Annotated in this window: 17 protein-coding genes; 16 read left to right on the top strand and 1 reads right to left on the bottom strand. The window is 48.5% G+C overall.

Going from position 1 to position 16,620, the window contains the following annotated elements; translation table 11 throughout:
• The first annotated feature begins 30 nt into the window (after window positions 1-30).
• Window positions 31-663 carry a VOC family protein gene (locus V6W81_RS05805; protein ID WP_338542024.1) on the top strand — a complete coding sequence of 211 codons (633 nt, stop codon included), beginning with the start codon at window positions 31-33 and terminating at the stop codon, window positions 661-663.
• Between the two features lie 142 nt (window positions 664-805).
• Window positions 806-1,756 carry a hypothetical protein gene (locus V6W81_RS05810; RefSeq protein ID WP_145051075.1) on the top strand — a complete coding sequence of 317 codons (951 nt, stop codon included), beginning with the start codon at window positions 806-808 and terminating at the stop codon, window positions 1,754-1,756.
• Between the two features lie 166 nt (window positions 1,757-1,922).
• On the opposite strand, the gene V6W81_RS05815 is transcribed toward V6W81_RS05810, so the two are convergent.
• Window positions 1,923-2,408 carry a hypothetical protein gene (locus tag V6W81_RS05815; protein WP_338542025.1) on the bottom strand — a complete coding sequence of 162 codons (486 nt, stop codon included), beginning with the start codon at window positions 2,406-2,408 and terminating at the stop codon, window positions 1,923-1,925.
• Between the two features lie 336 nt (window positions 2,409-2,744).
• Between V6W81_RS05815 and V6W81_RS05820 the strand changes: the two genes are divergently transcribed.
• From V6W81_RS05820 to V6W81_RS05885, 14 genes are all read left to right on the top strand, one after another.
• Window positions 2,745-4,586 (top strand): DUF4127 family protein, encoded by a 1,842-nt coding sequence (locus tag V6W81_RS05820; RefSeq protein WP_338542027.1) that lies wholly within the window; start codon window positions 2,745-2,747, stop codon window positions 4,584-4,586.
• Between the two features lie 326 nt (window positions 4,587-4,912).
• Window positions 4,913-5,848, top strand: a complete 936-nt coding sequence (locus V6W81_RS05825) for a hypothetical protein (protein WP_338542029.1) — start codon at window positions 4,913-4,915, stop codon at window positions 5,846-5,848.
• 66 nt (window positions 5,849-5,914) lie between these two features.
• Entirely contained in the window at window positions 5,915-6,115 is a 201-nt protein-coding gene (locus V6W81_RS05830; protein ID WP_430701090.1) for a hypothetical protein, read from the top strand.
• The gene (locus V6W81_RS05835) at window positions 6,115-7,578 is read left to right on the top strand and encodes a phage tail sheath family protein (RefSeq protein ID WP_338542031.1); all 1,464 of its coding nucleotides are present in this window, start codon (window positions 6,115-6,117) and stop codon (window positions 7,576-7,578) included. The genes V6W81_RS05830 and V6W81_RS05835 overlap by 1 nt, the downstream gene beginning before the upstream one ends.
• 180 nt (window positions 7,579-7,758) lie before the next feature.
• Window positions 7,759-8,166, top strand: coding sequence for a phage tail tube protein (locus tag V6W81_RS05840; protein ID WP_056694176.1), 408 nt, complete (start codon window positions 7,759-7,761; stop codon window positions 8,164-8,166).
• Between the two features lie 210 nt (window positions 8,167-8,376).
• Entirely contained in the window at window positions 8,377-8,811 is a 435-nt protein-coding gene (locus tag V6W81_RS05845; protein WP_128100657.1) for a phage tail assembly chaperone, read from the top strand.
• Window positions 8,812-9,008: 197 nt separating this feature from the next.
• Window positions 9,009-10,835: a hypothetical protein gene (locus tag V6W81_RS05850; protein WP_338542033.1), complete on the top strand. Its 1,827-nt coding sequence runs from the start codon at window positions 9,009-9,011 to the stop codon at window positions 10,833-10,835.
• A gap of 54 nt (window positions 10,836-10,889) precedes the next feature.
• Entirely contained in the window at window positions 10,890-11,525 is a 636-nt protein-coding gene (locus V6W81_RS05855; protein ID WP_338543951.1) for a LysM peptidoglycan-binding domain-containing protein, read from the top strand.
• Window positions 11,522-12,505 (top strand): XkdQ/YqbQ family protein, encoded by a 984-nt coding sequence (locus V6W81_RS05860; protein WP_338542035.1) that lies wholly within the window; start codon window positions 11,522-11,524, stop codon window positions 12,503-12,505. Before V6W81_RS05855 ends, V6W81_RS05860 begins: the two co-directional genes overlap by 4 nt.
• Before the next feature lie 31 nt (window positions 12,506-12,536).
• Complete coding sequence (locus V6W81_RS05865; protein WP_056694417.1) at window positions 12,537-12,908, top strand: hypothetical protein; 372 nt, start codon at window positions 12,537-12,539, stop codon at window positions 12,906-12,908.
• Window positions 12,901-13,356, top strand: a complete 456-nt coding sequence (locus V6W81_RS05870; RefSeq protein WP_338542036.1) for a DUF2634 domain-containing protein — start codon at window positions 12,901-12,903, stop codon at window positions 13,354-13,356. The genes V6W81_RS05865 and V6W81_RS05870 overlap by 8 nt, the downstream gene beginning before the upstream one ends.
• 4 nt (window positions 13,357-13,360) lie before the next feature.
• Entirely contained in the window at window positions 13,361-14,500 is a 1,140-nt protein-coding gene (locus V6W81_RS05875; protein ID WP_338542037.1) for a baseplate J/gp47 family protein, read from the top strand.
• A 36-nt stretch (window positions 14,501-14,536) separates the two neighbouring features.
• The gene (locus tag V6W81_RS05880) at window positions 14,537-15,127 is read left to right on the top strand and encodes a YmfQ family protein (RefSeq protein WP_338542039.1); all 591 of its coding nucleotides are present in this window, start codon (window positions 14,537-14,539) and stop codon (window positions 15,125-15,127) included.
• Window positions 15,127-16,620, top strand: a complete 1,494-nt coding sequence (locus V6W81_RS05885; RefSeq protein ID WP_338542041.1) for a phage tail protein — start codon at window positions 15,127-15,129, stop codon at window positions 16,618-16,620. Before V6W81_RS05880 ends, V6W81_RS05885 begins: the two co-directional genes overlap by 1 nt.

Raw genomic sequence — 16,620 nt, forward strand, 5'->3', positions numbered from 1 at the left:
GTCCCGTGAGAGGCGGTAGGAGGAAACGAGATGGTATTTGAAGAGGTTACGTTATACACTGCACGGTTGAAAGATATTAAACCGTTCTATAAGGATACGTTAGGCATGACAATTGTCGATGAATCTGAGCATTCATTTACGATTCAAGTTGGACAGACAAGAATGGTATTTATGCAAAACGAAACGAACGAGGAGCCCTTCTATCACTTTGCATGGATGATACCTTCGAATCTCTTTCAGGAAGCAAAGGAATGGGTAACTTCTCGGGTTCCGCTTAGTCTGCAAGATGGTCAAGATCAGACGTACTCTATGAACTGGAACGCCCATTCACTTTATTTTGAAGACCCCGCAGGTAATATTCTAGAATTCATCGCCCATCATTCGGCGCATAATGAACGGCAGCATGCTTTCTCAACCGCTGATATATTGAAGGTATGTGAGGTAGGCATCGTATGCGAAGATGTGCTGGCAAAAGTGAGTGAATTGGAGCGGATGGGGATTAAGCGATGGGGAGAGATCAGTAATACCTTTGCGCCGATGGGAGATATGAATGGTCTATTCATTGTTGTGAAAAAAGAACGGATCTGGTTCTTCTCCGAGCAAAAAGCACAGGTACATGCACTTGAGGTCGTCGTCCAAGACGTCGGAAAGCTTCAAATGTAGTAAAACGCAAACAAGTGAAGTAAAAATGGAGCGGGTCAGCAGGGGTGTGCATATCTTCACGATTTGGCTCATTTAATAGAAGTATCCGCAATGTAAGCGGTATACATGGGGAAACACTTATTCGATGAAGGAGGGATGAATTATGGATCGACGTTTGTTAGAAGAGGGTCTAATGATCATCGTTTCGAGTCGGGAGCACACAGGTGATCTGTGGCATGCCCATTATGGTGCAGCAGCGATTGCGGCTTACTTCTGGGTGAGAGAGAACCGCTTAACCTCCCTGGCTGCTGGAAGTGTTACCGCTGAAGCCAAGGCAATGCTCCGTAAACATGGCGTACACTCGGGAGAACCTTCTTTGCGAGGTGAAGTGTTGCCGATGGAAGAAGCGGAAGCACTTATCACCCAGGCGCTGGATCGTACCATTGGTGAGCTGCACTGGGTTGGGCATCAAGCGATCTATGGAGCGCTAAGCTTGAAGGCCATTCGCGAGCTGGAGGGCTGGGGGACTGCGCACGATGTGCAACAGCTAGTTGAGCTGATGGATTCATTCGAACGGACTGTACCTGGACGATCGTGGATCAATACGACGGTTAAAGAAATACGTACGCTGCGTGTCGATGAATCTGACGGGTTCCCGCATATTGAACGCCCAGAGGATCTGTCGCGTCTCATTCTGGATGAGCTTGGCGCATTTGATACCATCTATCAGGCAGAGGCTCACCATGATCTCATCGGACATATGTTAACGTATGGACATGCACTTAACATTTTGTATGAATTAGGTTATCCAAGCTTGTTCCATCAGGGGCTGACGCCGTTCTTAACGATGGTAAAAGCGTTGCGACTGAGCCGTAACGTGGATCATGAACTAGATAGGCTGACGTTACAGTCTCCGGTGGATCGATTACCCTTGGTACGTGCTGAACGCTCGATTGCACTGCCGCATGAACTTGAATACTGGCTAACAGACCGACGCTCACAAGATTGGAACAGCGGACATGTATTCAAATTCCCATTCAGTTTCTACCATCACGCAAGAAACAGCAATTCGGTTCCGGAGAGCTGGGAAAACTTTCGGTATATTATTGCTTAACAAGGATACGAAAGAAACATTCAGTCCATGCGTGGATTGAGTGATTAGATATATAGAATTAATGGACATATGTAAGGAACGAGGAAATAAAATGAGAAGAGCACAGCCTGTGAAGTATAGGGCATGTGCTCTTTTTTGGTATATGAATTTAAGCTGATCCTTTGACCTAACGGACTCCTATCCAAATGATGAAAAGAATGAATATGACTCGCGATAACAACAAGAAGAGGGGCTTCGTCGATGGATTACGTACTACCCATACTCCCCAAGAACAGGTCAGGGCTGTGCTCGTCCAAAAAACAAGGAAAGGCAAGCCTTCGACTGTGAAGGGGAACGATAATGGCGGTAGTGTGGAAAGGCCTGTGCCAAGGAACAACCAAGCGGTCATATAAACGATAAGGAAGGATGCTAATACAAACATAATTGTCTGAGACCAGAAACGATATAGACCGACTAGACGTAGGATAAGTACAGAAAGTAGATACAGCAGCATCACGCTCGTTAAATACATCACCGCAGTCCATCCAATAAACGAGCCAGTTACTACGTCAGCCTCTCTATATAGAAGGAATAGGGTCATCATGTACATAACGTAACCTGTCAGATAACCACTTATGATCACCCAGAGGTAGAACCAATCTGATCTTTGCATGCATGTCACTCCTCTTGATCCTGTAAAACTTTTATTTGAAGTATAAACGTTAGCAAGATTAAGAAAGTTGAGTCAAATCGACTAAAATAACGCCTTCGCAAAAAAACGACCATGAGTCGACGTACTAGCTCCAACAATCGGTCTTAATTCAGACGGTTAACCGTCAGCGTAGACGTTTAAAAGAGGTAAGATGGTATTATCAGATCAGAAGGAAAGCAACCATATCGATATCATCTATGAATCTACTGGCTAAAGGCCAGTTTTTTTAATAGGGGCTAATCGTTCTGATCCGATGCTGAAGGAAAATCTCATTCTTGGAGCAGGAGGTAGCATGATATGAAAAAAGTATTGTATGTCCCACTCGATGATCGTCCAGCCAACCTGGATGACGTCATTGTACAAGGTAAAGCAGCCGGTCTCCATATCGTTACACCGAACCGGAAGGACATCCAAAATCGCTTGGATTCGGAGAAAACGGTAGATGGCACCACATTACTTGGTACATCTACACCTCAGTATGGCAAGCCGTCCAATATTCACGATTTTATTCTGGAGCATGCTGCTGAAGTTGAAGGTTTCATTATTTCAAGCGATATGCTGGCTTATGGTGGTCTCATTGGTAGCCGCGAGCTTCGTGAGAACGGAGGCGGTGACTATCCGAACTATGATCAGGAGACGACGCGGTTGTTGGATGTAATTCGTGTTATCAAAGAGAAATATCCATGTAAACCCGTTTACGTAATGGACACAATCATGCGACTTGCGACCACTTCATTTGCAGATGGGCTTGCACTTGATGCCTATAATGAATCGCGAGCATTGATGCAACAGCCTCGTCAGACGTTTACTGCTTTTGAAGATATTATTCAGGGGTATAACGTGTCTCCTGATTCTACAGAGTATGGTGAGACGACCTATTTTGATAAAGAACAATACTATAATACGAGACAGCATAAATTTAAAACGAATCTGTATATCCTTGATCAGCTGGCACGTAAGGGATACATTGATTTTCTCGCGGTTGGTGTGGATGATGCCAATACACAAGGCGTACAGATTAACGAGATTCGTTATGTGGAGAATCGAATTAACGAATGGCTTGGCGGAGTAGCTGGGCAGAATCCAGACCGTGCGATCATTCTTCCGGATGCCGATGGTTTGGGGCATTCGTTGTTAGCTCGTATGGCGAATCAATTGATTCGTGATGGTGCAAAAACACGTTATGCAGTTACCTACTTTGGCCCGCATGGTAATACCATCGTGAACACCTATGAATATATGAATGTGCATGAGAATGTAGCCCGTCATATTGATATCGTGGGTGGTGTGCTTGTTGCTGATTCTGCATATCCAGTTCCAGAGACGGATACTGATCTTGTCAAAGGCGAGAACGTTAGGCAGGATGGCGTTGCGCCTCAAGCTGCAACGTTTGATGTTGCCTCCGAACTCGATCGAATGACCAGACATTCTCATAAGAACAAATCAGAGCCTAACTTAGAAATTGTGGCGATTACGGCATTGGAAGAGGTAGAGGCTGCTGTTGAGCGAATTAACGCCAATAGTGAAGAAGGTGTGCCCACAGTTGTGATTGATTTTGTAGGTAAAGGCCCGGCGAATGTAGATGTAGCTGAAGCGCTGCTGAATAGCCCACACACCGGTCGAGTTCTAGGGTATAGTGCGTGGAATACACCAGGCAATAAGATCGGGATTGCGGTTGGCATGGGACAATCTCGCTATGCCTTTATTACGAAAGAAACGAATGCTTCTGCACTAGAGGAAGCGATGAGTGCTCATGGATCACTACTGTTTAAACGTTTCCAGAAGGATTACTACTACAAAGCAGTTGCGATTGCAGATATTCGCACATATTCCCGTGCTCATGCCCTCTATACCAACGTGGCTACGCTTGCGGATCAGAATATGCTTTTGTTCAATTCCAGTGAGGACTACGAACATCTACAATCGTTGCTAAGAGATTTAATGCAGACATACACAACGACACTTGCCGCTAAACCTGCATTTGCCCAAGGTAATGATGCAGTGGTTCAGTTGGAAGATGGGGAAAGCTCCTATGCTAAGTATCAAAATGCAGAGTTGGAGTATACCAATCCGGACTTCATCTGGGGACGCGCATTTGAAATTACGCTGAACCCCCAAGTTACATTGGTGTCTATTTAGCTTATATAATTTAACGTCGTCTTTTTTCCACCCAAGATACACTCTTAATCGCACCGAAGTCATGCCAATCACCATCCGCGTTAGCGATCAACAGGTGTAAGATTGTATTATCGGATCAATCGCACAGGGACACACCGAAAGCACATACGCTAATGTACAGACCGGCCACCGAGCCGGTCTTTTTAATGCGGTGATGTTGTCTAGTTTGGTTCGATCCTAGATTGTATTACAGACGGAATGTTAAAGGGGGAGTTTCATGACTGCTGCATTGTCGCTGCACAATGGGGGCAGATCATACAGTTGCAGCCGAAGGGGGCGAAATGAATGTGTCTATAAGAAATAACGCTGATTCTACTGCCAGTATGGGCAGTATGAGCAGTATGAGCAAGCTCATGAAACAGACGTTGAAGCAGAAGCTTGCTGAACTTGTTCCAGCGTGGCAGGGTCAGGTGCGTGATGCTCTTGCACCGGGCGAACCGGTAAATGAGTCTTGCGCGGTCATTGCTTTTGCGGAAGAAGTACCCAAGTCTAGCTGGGCAGGATATCGCCGAATCATCCGCATTGCTCCATATGCGAGACTCACAGAAGGTGGAGCAGAGCAGTTGGAAGTCTGGTCTAGCAGGTTGATGGAAGGATTACATCAGGTTCGACTACAGGATACGGAGGGCAATGCCTTCACCTGTATCTACCTCGGATCTTCCGATTGTGATCGAATCGACTCAGGTGCAAGCTTCATTACACGTAGCCTGCGGTTCGGAGTATATGTACCTGAGGTCGTTGAACAAGATCTTGCCATTGAAACGCAGGACTATTCGCTGCTTGCACTCCAGAACTGGACACAAACTGAGCTTGGTTCAAGTTGGTCTGTCTATCGTGATATGTGGCCTGGGGGGTACGATTCTCCTTCTGTTTTGTGGCGACTCGCGAGTTACGATATCGCTGAGGCAGGTGCCTCTACACTGGAGATTCACAAGAAGCTCGTGGGACATGTCATCACTAGAAATCCAGTGGCGACACATAACACTGTAATTCGACTTGTGGAACAGCTAGGAATACAAGCAAGAATCGCTATTACTGATGCGGGGAGCGAAGAAACTAACGAGAGCAAGCGATATGTCACGGTCGATGATGTCTCTGCCGATTTACAGGCGGATGCGTACCTGAATGGACAGATCCGTCTAACCTTACAGGAGCGTATTCGTCGCCCAGGGACAGACGTACCTTTCATTCGTCAGGTGCATCATAGCAGAGGAATAGAATAAGCATGAATCACAATAAATTTATTAATAATGCGTGTTGAACTTATAACCAAATGAGGTGAGATGGCGTTGACAAGCTCAATCGAACATACCCAACAAGGCGACGCGAAGTATACGCGAGCCGAGCTAATCAATCATGCAGAAGCCCTCTTTGCCGTTAAGGCTGAGGTGCTGTATGGGGCGCTGAGCGAAGCAGCGGCGCAGACGTTTTCCATTGCGGAAGCACAAGAACGAATCAACCAATTTATGAAAGCGAAGGTGAAGGGCTAATGGCAGGCGGAACATGGGAGCAGACGAATCGTCCGGTACTTCCGGGCTTATATATGAATTTTCAGGCGGCGGCAGCATCGTCCATTCAGGCAGGAAATCGTGGAACTGTTGTAGTACCAGTGAAGGCAAACTGGGGGCCGGCGGGGACTTTTGTAGAAGTGGGCAGCGAATCAGCGATTGAACGGATTTTCTCAGCGGGTGCACGGGACAATGGGACAGCATATACTTCCCTGAAGCTTGCGTTACTCGGTGGACCGAAGAAGCTGTTAGCCTATCGGGTCGTGGGGGAAATGGCGAAGGCGGGAAGCCTTACGCTTAAGGATCGGAACGACGAAGATGTGCTGCAATTGGATGCCAAGTATGTAGGGGATCGGAGTAACGATTTCTACGTCACGATTCAACCTGGCATCATCGATAATACGAAGCATGAAGTGCGCCTCTTCGAAGGAAATCGCATGTTGTACGCGTTGGTGACAGCAAATATCACAGGTGCAGCTCTTGCAGAACAGATCAATGCGGATGAGAACAACGTATGGGTAACGGCAGTAGCGATTGGAGATGGTACGGGCGAGGTTGCCACCGTTGCTGGTGCATCATTCAAAGGCGGTGTGAGCGGTAATGACAGTCTGACCAATGCGGATTACATTGCCGTACAAGAGGCGCTCGAGGGAGAACAATTCGATGTATTGGCTCTGGATCAAGCTGCGGATGCTCCTCTACTTGCAAGCTTTGGCGCATGGGTCAAGCGTGTACGTAATGAGGGTAAGCCGGTTATTGCCGTATTTGGCGGTTCCGCAGCAGATGATACATCGGCGAATGCTGCTCAGAAGGCATCGGCACGTTCAGCGCAGTTGAACCATGAGGGTGTCGTTAACGTGGGTACGGGGGTGCGTTTGGGGGACACCTTCTATAGCTCGGCTGAGACATCTGCGTATGTTGCAGGTCTGATCGCAGGTCAGCGTTTGAACGAATCCACCACGTATGCATCAACTCCGTTCGATGATGTAACACGTCGCTGGACACGGGCTGAACAGGAGCAGGCTGTGCAGAATGGTGTGTTTATTTTCTTCCACGATGGTCGTCAGGTGAAAGCACTGCGTGGTGTGAATACACTAGTTGCACCCGTGGCTGGACAGAATAATGCATGGAAAAAAATCCGTTCCATTCGTGTGATGGATGCCATTAACGTAGACCTGCAGCGTTCTGCGGAGGACACGTACATCGGTAAAGTGAATAATACGGAGGAAGGTCGCCAGGCATTGATTGGGGCGATGAAAGCCTATCTGGCACTGCTCGCGCAGAGCAATGTGATCGAGGCATCAGGATACGATGTTGTTCTCGATCCGGCGTATTATGGAACGGCTCCAATTCTGAAGCCGGAAGCAGATCAGGTGTATTTGCAGTGGAATGTGAAGTTGACGGATGTAATGGAGCAATTATTCGGCACTTTTTATGTGCAATAAGTTTTGTTAAGAGGGCGATTTCTAGTTTGCGTATAGAGTGTGCTGTTTCAAGACAAATGAGTTTAGCCGGCTGTGGAAGTAAGCGAATGAGGCAAAGTTCAATCATATCCATAAATAAAAATATGTGAACGGATAGTTTACGCGAATCGATACGTTCAATGATCCCAAGGAGGAATTTTCATGTTAGATGCATCACGAGTTATTCTCGGTACCCATGGTCAACTGCATATTGATGGTACGTGGCAGACCAATATTAACAAGTTGGAAGCGAGTGTAGAGATTGAGAAGCGTGAGCTGAATCTGGTCGGGAACGATTGGAAGGTGCACAAGAATGGAGCGAAAAAAGGAACAGGTACGATGACAGGGTACAAAGTTACCTCGGATATGATTACACGTGGCTTCACGAAGTTCCAGATTATCTCCAAGCTGGATGATCCAGAGTCCTATGGACATGAGAGTGTGCTGTTGAAAGGCTGCATGGTGGACAAAATCCAACTTGCCAACTGGACGGCTGGCGAAGAAGTGCCGGAAGAAACAGGCTTTACCTTTGAGGGATTTGAGTTGCTCAATCCAATTGTAGCGAACTAAGATTCGTAGGTTAGCAAGACGAAGGACGATAAAGGAATAGGTAAAGCAAGGCAACAGCAAGGATAAGGCAAAAATACAGCAAAGAACAAGCAAGGGTACGGCAGAGAAAAGAAGCAAGCAGGCTGAGATAAACTCGGTCTGCTTCTTATGTTTGTACAGATTTTGTGTGATGCTAGTACATTTTAGGAAGACAAAAGGAGACATGCCTCGATGAGTATGAATGAAAAGCTGTCAGAAGAACAAATTTTGGACCAGCTATTTGAAGCGGCAGAGCGGTTGCCAGAAGAAAACGTGCGTATTCAGCGGTTGGATCTGCTGCTTACGTTGCGTGGACTGACATCCTCCAAAGTCGATCAGATTCGTGAACGTTGTACCGTTCGCAAAACGGTCAAGGGTCGCACCGAGGAAAAGGTGGACACCGAGACGTTTAATGCGTTGCTTATTTCCGAAGCTACGGTGAAACTGCAAGTGCGCAGCCTGGAATTATCCGGCTGGGGTGACAACCGTATTACTGGGCGCATGAAGTTGTCTGGTGGGGAACAAGCGGTTCGCCGCATGCTGCTTGCTGGTGAACTGGATGCGGTGGGTGACAAAGTGCTTGAGCTATCCGGGTTCGGCGTGGAGATTGAAGACCTAAAAAACTAATTCACTCCGGCGGGATGACAACGTTCCTCTATCACATGTGGGTGCGTCATCATCTAAGACCCGGAGAGTTCTGGTCTCTACCCCGAGGCGAACGCTCGTTGTTGCTGGCTTTCTCGGAAGAGGAAATGGATGCAATCACGAAGCAAAACAATCGGTAAGGTAGAGGAATCCATATTGAATGACAGGAGGTGAATTAGATGGCTGAAATGATTGTAGGTCTAAGTAAGTCCAATGCGCAGATGCGGACAACCCTTCGTTATCTGGATCAGATTCAGCGCTCAACCGAACGGCTGGGTAGGGTGCGATATCAGAGTCTAATCAAGACCAACAATGAGTTGCGTACAACCGGACGTAGGCTGGAGCATGTGTACAGTACCGCGATTCGATTAAGTAGATTGCGCATCATACCAACGATTAGGCTGAACGATCAGCTAAGTCCTGCCTTGGATCGGGTATTGGCGAAGCTTAACCGAGTTCAGGGGCAGATGGTTAAGGCATCGGGAACGGTGTCTGTCGAGGTGCGCCAGAAGGTTGAAGTGGCGATGGGCAAGATGAATCCGGCGAGCAATCCTTTGCTGTCGCTTAGTATTGGCAGCAATAACAATACGGTTAAAAATGTAGCGAAGGAAGAAGAAAAAGGCTGGTTGGATAAGGGTGCTGATTTTGCAGATTACATTAATAAATTTGGAGATGCAGTAAATCATCTTATGGAAGCACCAGGGAAACTACGTGATCTATGGAACAAGATTACAGGAAAAAAATCTAAAACAGATGCTACCTCAAGCCCCGCCGCTAAATGTGGCTGCTGCTCTGGCGGCAGTATTGGAAAGACTCGCAGAGGTGGTTCAAAGGGTGGTTCCAGAGGTGGGAATCGATCCAGAACCAATTCTCGAACTCGAAATGTTGGTGGTGGTCAAGCCGAGAAAACTCCGCGTAGAGTTTCTGGGGGAGGTTATCGAGGTCGACCCCAGAGAACTACTCCAGCACTCGCTCCAACCCAATCCAAAATTCATCAAGACACATCAAACAAGTCCTTCCGCGAATCTGTATCCATGGAGAAGAATAGGCGGATGCGAGGTGGAGGGAAATCTGGTTTTAGCTCAGGCATCCTGTCAGGTTCACCTATGGGCATGCCCAACCTGTTATCGGGTAACGGCATGTTTAGTAAATTAAGCGGTGGTTTAGCGAAAGGAGCAGGAAAACTGCTCGGACCGATCAGCATGTTGGCAGACGTAGCGAATGTGGCTTCTGCTCCAGCTGGAGAGCGTGGGCGAGCCGTAGGCTCTATGATAGGTGGAACTGCGGGTACCGCGATTGGTAGCGCCATTGGGAGTGTGATTTTACCTGGGATTGGCACGTATGTGGGCGGCGCAATTGGCGGCTGGGCTGGAAGTGCTGCAGGCGAATGGATTGGCGGTAAAGCGAAGGATATTGGCAATTTCATGTCGAGTGCAACCGAGAGCGTGGGCAATGCTGTATCTGGTGCGGTAGATTATGTCGCTGAGAAAACGAAAAACATTACGAGCGGCATCTCCAACTTCTTCGGATTTGGCTCGAAGGAAGAAGAGAAGGTTCCGCCTGCACCTGTGCCTCCGCCTCCTTCAGTGCAACCTGCAATAGCTCCGCCTTATATTCCTTCGGCGCTCTTGACCACAGGCCCATTGGCGTATATGACATCGATGGGGGTTCAACCCACTTCGGCGGCATTTCAAGGTTCGAGCATGATGCAAATGCAGGCAATGAATGCGGGCAATGGATCACAGTCCACAGCGGGAACTAATGGCAAATCATCCCCAATGACCGTACAGATCTCGGAAGATCAGATGAGTAGTTTGTCGAGTTACCTCAAGGATTTCAAAACCGAAACAACGAACCAGATTGCTGTAAATGTTCCTGTAGGTGCGGTGCAAGTTACCGTTCGCGAGAATGCTATTGACTACGATGGACTTGCCCGACAGGTCGGACAGCGTGTGGTGAGTGAGGTACGACGCGCGATGGAGAACCGCAAAACGATCATGGCCTAGGATGAAAGGAGGTCAGGTATGAGTGTAATTGAAGACCGAGTGAAAGGGCTGGAGATGGAGTTTACGTTAAAAGACGGAACGACATTATTTCAATTCCCTGTGAATCCGGAAGAACTGAATATTTCCCGTACCAAAGGGTATGAGACGATCCAGATGCTGGAGCATGGTGAGTTTGATTTTGCACAAGGAGAGAAGGTGAAGGAGATCACCTTCTCTTCTTTTTTTCCCAAAGAATATGATGCATCCTACTGCACGTATGCAGATATCCCCGATCCACGTGTAGCGATGAACATATTGAATACATTTTTGGTATCAAAGAAGCCGCTGCGTTTCATTATCACGAATACAGGTGTGAATGTGCCTGTCTATCTCGTGTCTCACAATACGACCTTCCGGGGTGGGGAGAGTGGGGATATTTATTTTGACCTCACCATGCGTACTTGGCGGGACTCGAAGGTAGAGAAGACGAGTGCGAAGACAGCAGGCCAGGCAGGCAAGACAAATACTCGAACAGATCTGAAAAAGACAAACAAGACGTACATCGTTAAATCTGGAGATTCTCTATCCAAAATAGCCAAGCTGGAGCTTGGGAGCAGTTCCGAATGGAACGAGATCTACAAGCTCAATACCAAGACCATCGGTAGTGATCCGAACCGGATCAAGCCAGGGCAGAAGCTGGTGATGCCGTGACATATCAAGTCATTATTGACGATCAATACGACGTGACCAAACTGGTGGAGACGATTACGCTGAAGGATTCGCTCGAACAGATTGCCTATCAGGCCAACATCCGGCTGGCGGTGTCTGCATCTTCGGGTCTGCCTGCGATATCACCGGGGATGCCGGTGCGGATCAGTGGGGTTCCTTTTGGCGAAAAATCGAAGGTTCCTTTAGTGCATCCTGCTGTCATCTGGGAGGTCGAAAGCTCCAATAGTGGCACGAAGCGATTGTCTCTTACGGTGTACGACCGCATGATCTATCTGGAGAAGTCAGAGGATGAGTTCCTGTTACCGAAGGATCAGACCGCGACGCAGCGGCTCAAAACGTACGCTAAGGAATGGAAAATTCCCTGTGCCACGCTGCCAGATACGAAAACCAAACTTGGGAAGGCGGTGTATCGGGCGCAGACGATTTTCTCGATGATGTTTGCCGATCTGAAAGAAACTGCGAAGTCAGGTGGAGATATGTATCATCCTCGAATGACGTCTGGCGGGTTGCAGCTTTATCAGGTTGGCAGTAACACGAAGGTGCACGAGCTAGATCGGCTCATCGATCTGACTCAGATGCGGACGCTCGAAGGTGCTGTTACAAAGGTGAAAGTCATGGCGGCTTCAGAGTCGGGGAGCGGGAAAGAGGTTCCCTCCAAAGTTCTGGCCATTGAGCAGGATGGTGTAGCTGAACTCGGTACATTGCAAAAGTTGGTCGAGGACGACCAAGTGAAAACAGCCGCCGCCGCTAAGAAACTGGCGAAGAGTCGTCTGGCTGGGATTCAGGAGACATTTACCGTAACTGCGCCAGATATCAATACCATTCGAGCCGGGGATGCCGTGTTATTGAAAGGGCTGAAGCTAATCGTCATGTCGGTGAGCCGTGATCTATCTGGAGCTGGAACGATGACGTTGGAACTAGCTACGGCTGAGATGGTGAGAAGGAGGGTTTACCTTGAATAACGATGATCCATATGGACAGTTTGCCGATGTGATGCGTGGTGCGATGAGCAATCATTCTCGTCAAGCCGTTAGTGGAATGGGTGCTGTATTGGGCACGGTGACGTCATCGGGTGTGAAGCTGGATGATTTCAAGCATGAGGTGCAGGATTATCTTGTTGCTGAGTTTCCCGGAACATTGACGCTGCCAGAGCGTGAGGTTGTTGGCGCAATCTCAGGGATCGGTGATGTGGCGAATGGCGGGACGACGAGCGTAGGGCGGTTTCTTTTGCAGGAGAGTGAAGTAGATGAAGCCAATTGGTCGCTGGGAAAAGGCTTGAAACCTGGAGATCGTGTTCTTGCCATGCGCGTGAATAGCGGGAACGACATCGTAGTGCTGTGTAAGGTGGTGAGTGCCAATGCCTAGTCTGTTTCCTGATCGAGGTGTGGTCTGGGGCGATGAGGAGGATCTGTCGGGTGCGGCTTCGGAAGAGGTGACCTTTGGACGAAGCTGGCGATTCGACTATGATGTTGGAGATTTTGTACTGACTCCGAGTGGTAAAGTTGCCGTGGCAGATGCCCATGAGGCTTGGGTTCAGTGGTGCATCAAAGCGGTCAAAACGCCGCGTTACCGGCATGTGATCTATTCTCGGAACTATGGCTCCGAGCTTGAGGATCTGATCGGGAAGGGGGATCGCCGGGGTGTGATGGAAAGTGAGATCACTCGTATGGTGAGTGAGACGTTATTGGCAGATCCGCGCACTGAATCGGTAGATCAGTTCACATTCAATTGGAACCTTGAGCAATGTATGTTTTCTTGTCGGGTGGCGAGTGTGCAGGAAGAGATGTTTATTTTGGAAAGTGAGGTGATCTGACGGGATGGCTGAGATGCCGCGTTATTTGGAGGATCAGACGGAGGAACAGATTATGCAGCGCATGCTGGATCGTCTGCCCGCGGATCTGGATAAGTCAGAGGGTTCTTTCTTGTGGGATGCAGAGGCTCCGGTAGCGTTCATGTTATCTGAAGCCGCACTCTGGGCACAGGAATTATTACGGCGTGGATTCGCAAGTACGGCTGCAAGCAGTGATCCGAATTTCCGTTCGGAGGAGCTGGATTTACGTGCTGGAGAGCATGGCATTATTCGGCGGGCTGCGGTGGTGGCACAAGGTGTGGTGAGATTCGTAGGTACGCCGGGGAAGGTGGTGCCAGCAGGCACCGTAGTTGCAACACTCGCCGACGAAGTCTCAGGCGAAGCTTCGTTAGAGTATGAGACGGTTGGCCGTGTGGAGCTAGGTGATGATGGTTCTGGCGTCGTCGGTGTACGAGCACTCGTTGCGGGAAAAGAGAGCAATGTGCCAGCAGGCACGGTAACCGTGCTGTCTACACCGATGAGCGGCGTGACTTCGGTCACGAACATGGATGTGATCAAGGGCGGAGCGGATATTGAAGCAGATACCGCTTTGCTAGAACGCTTCTATGCCAAAGTCCGCAATCAGGGAACCAGTGGTAACAAAGCTCAATATGTACAGTGGGCAAGCGAAGTTCCAGGCGTTGGAGCGACGCGAGTTATTCCGCTCTGGCAGGGGCCGGGCAGTGTGGGGCTGTATTTGCTGGATACGGACAAGCGAGCTGCGGGCAGTGATCTAGTGGCGGCCGTGCAGAAGTACGTAGACCCAACACAGGATGGACAAGGTGAAGGCGTTGCACCCGCGGGGCCTGTAGTAACCGTCATGCCGGCAGAGGAAGTACCGATGAACATTCAGGTGAAGCTGACACTGGCGAGTGATGCCACGCTAGCCGATGTGCGGGAGTTGATCGAACGCGGGGTGACCGCGTATCTGAAGCAGCTTGCTTTTGCCGATCCGCTCGTTCGCTACACACGTATTGCTGCCATCCTGCTCGACATTCCGCCGATCATCGACTATACGGAGCTTACCGTGAATGGTGTGAGTGACCAGAATATTGAGATGACAGCAAGTCAGGTGGCGGTGTTAGGAACGGTGGATGTGCATGAATAGTGAGAAAAAATCAGAGTGGGAAGGAGATTAGCAGATATGAGTAATCCTTCTACGATGAGTGTGAAGCTGACAAGCCCGAAGGGGCGGGAGCTTTTCTCGTATTTGCCCAGTTATTATGAGACTTCACGGGTGATGCAAGCCGATATGCAATCCAAAGGTACTGAGATGGATCTGCTGTATGAGGCACTGGATGAGACATTGGATCAATTTTTTGTCCGTACGGCGACATGGGGATTAGGTTACTGGGAGCAGGAACTGGGCATTGAAACAGATCGTCTCAAACCTGTTGAACAACGGCGTGCTGTCGTGGAATCCAAGCTAAGAGGAGCTGGGAAGTTCTCGGGTAGGCTTGTTGCCAACGTGGCTGAGGCGTATGCCGGAGGTAAGGTGGATGTTTCTTTTCAGCCGGAAGCATGGAGCTTTACCCTGAGTTTTGTTGATAGGATGGGCATTCCGCCCAATATTGATGATCTCAAACGGGCAATCGATGAACTGAAGCCGGCGCATATGGCTGTGGAGTATGAGTATCGCTATCTGATCTGGGACGATCTGGACAACAAACAGATTACCTGGGATGAACTAGATGCCGCGTCCCTGACGTGGAACGAACTGGAGGTGTGGGCATAATGCCAAAAGAAACTGATCGACTGAAGTTACCCTTGCCCCTTGGGAATGAGAGTGTAACCCGGGAGAGTATTAATGGGATTTTTGAGAATATTGATGCAGGTGTGGCGACACGGGAGGATTTGGATACGCTCCGTGAAGCAGTGAGTCAGATGGATATTCCTGATGCGTCTTTGACGCAGAAGGGAAAGGTGCAGTTGTCCAATAAAACGGATGGGACTTCTGAAGCGGTTGCTGCAACAGAAAAAGCAGTCAATGACGTGAGACAGTTACTTTTTCAATTTGTAAGTGACGGTAAGGCTAAGTTAAAAGAGACAATCGTTACTGGTAAAGGGGGCACAGTCTCTCAAGCTGGAAGTGTTCCCACTTTTGATGAATTAGACGCAGGTATTGCGTCCATTAAAGTAACAGATTATGACTTTGGAGATTCAAGTATTAATAGGGTGATTTCTTCAAACACAACTTACAGTGTGGGTACTGATTCATATCTCGTTCTTAAGTCTAAAAACTTAACGATAAACGCCGGAGTGTCGTTTGAAATAAATTCTCCAAATTCAGGTTTAATTCTCTATTGCGAAGGTGATCTCATTATTAATGGGACGATAGATCAATCTGAAAAAGGTGGGTGGGGTATGGGTGATATTTTACCCGCACCACTTTTTCAACTACCTTCTGGATTTAATACGATGGCACACGAAATTGGACTTCCTTGGGGAGGTAGCGGAGGAAGTGGAGGAAGAGGTGGCGGTTCAGCTAATATGATGGTGGGCGGAAAAGGAGCAAAAAGAAGATTGTTAGGAGGGTTTGGCGGAGGAGGAGGAGGAGGAGGTACTGAAGTCAGGTCTGGCTCAACGAAAGGCAGTGCGTTATTGGGCGGAAGAGGCGGAGGGTTTGAAACTAATAAGACAGGGATAATTTATGATTTTCAAGATACTAATCGACCTTCCCGTGAAATAGATCCGTGGGAGTGGAACGGAAATGATGGGAAATATGGTCAAGGTGGACAAGGCGCTGTCTATGATCTAGGCGCGGGAACAAGAGCTAACGGAAAAGGTGGGGCATGTCTTGGTGCAGGTGGTGGTGGTGGTGGCGGTACTGCTAGGGGGGCGGCTGAGTCTGTATCTCATGGTTTAGCAGGAGGACGTACCGGAGGTTTTGTTGCGATTATTGTAAGAGGAGATGTCACCATAGGAAGCACAGGGAAAATTCTAACTAAAGGTGGAGCAGGAGGAGCAGGAGGGAATGCCACAGCCAAAACCTATGATGGAATTATATTTTCAGGAGGAGGAGGAGGAGGAGGAGGAGGTGCTGGTGGAGGAGCAGTGATGATTTTGCACGGCGGAACTTACACCAATAACGGCACTATTGATACTTCTGGTGGATTAGGAGGGGCAAGTGGTGTAGGAAGAGATTCTAACAATACTCTCATGGATCAAGGGGTATCAGGTTTATCAGGCAGTGCCGGAGATATCAGGGTTAAACAAATAAATTTTTAA

Source organism: Paenibacillus tundrae, assembly GCF_036884255.1.
In the GTDB taxonomy this organism is placed as follows: Bacteria; Bacillota; Bacilli; order Paenibacillales; family Paenibacillaceae; genus Paenibacillus.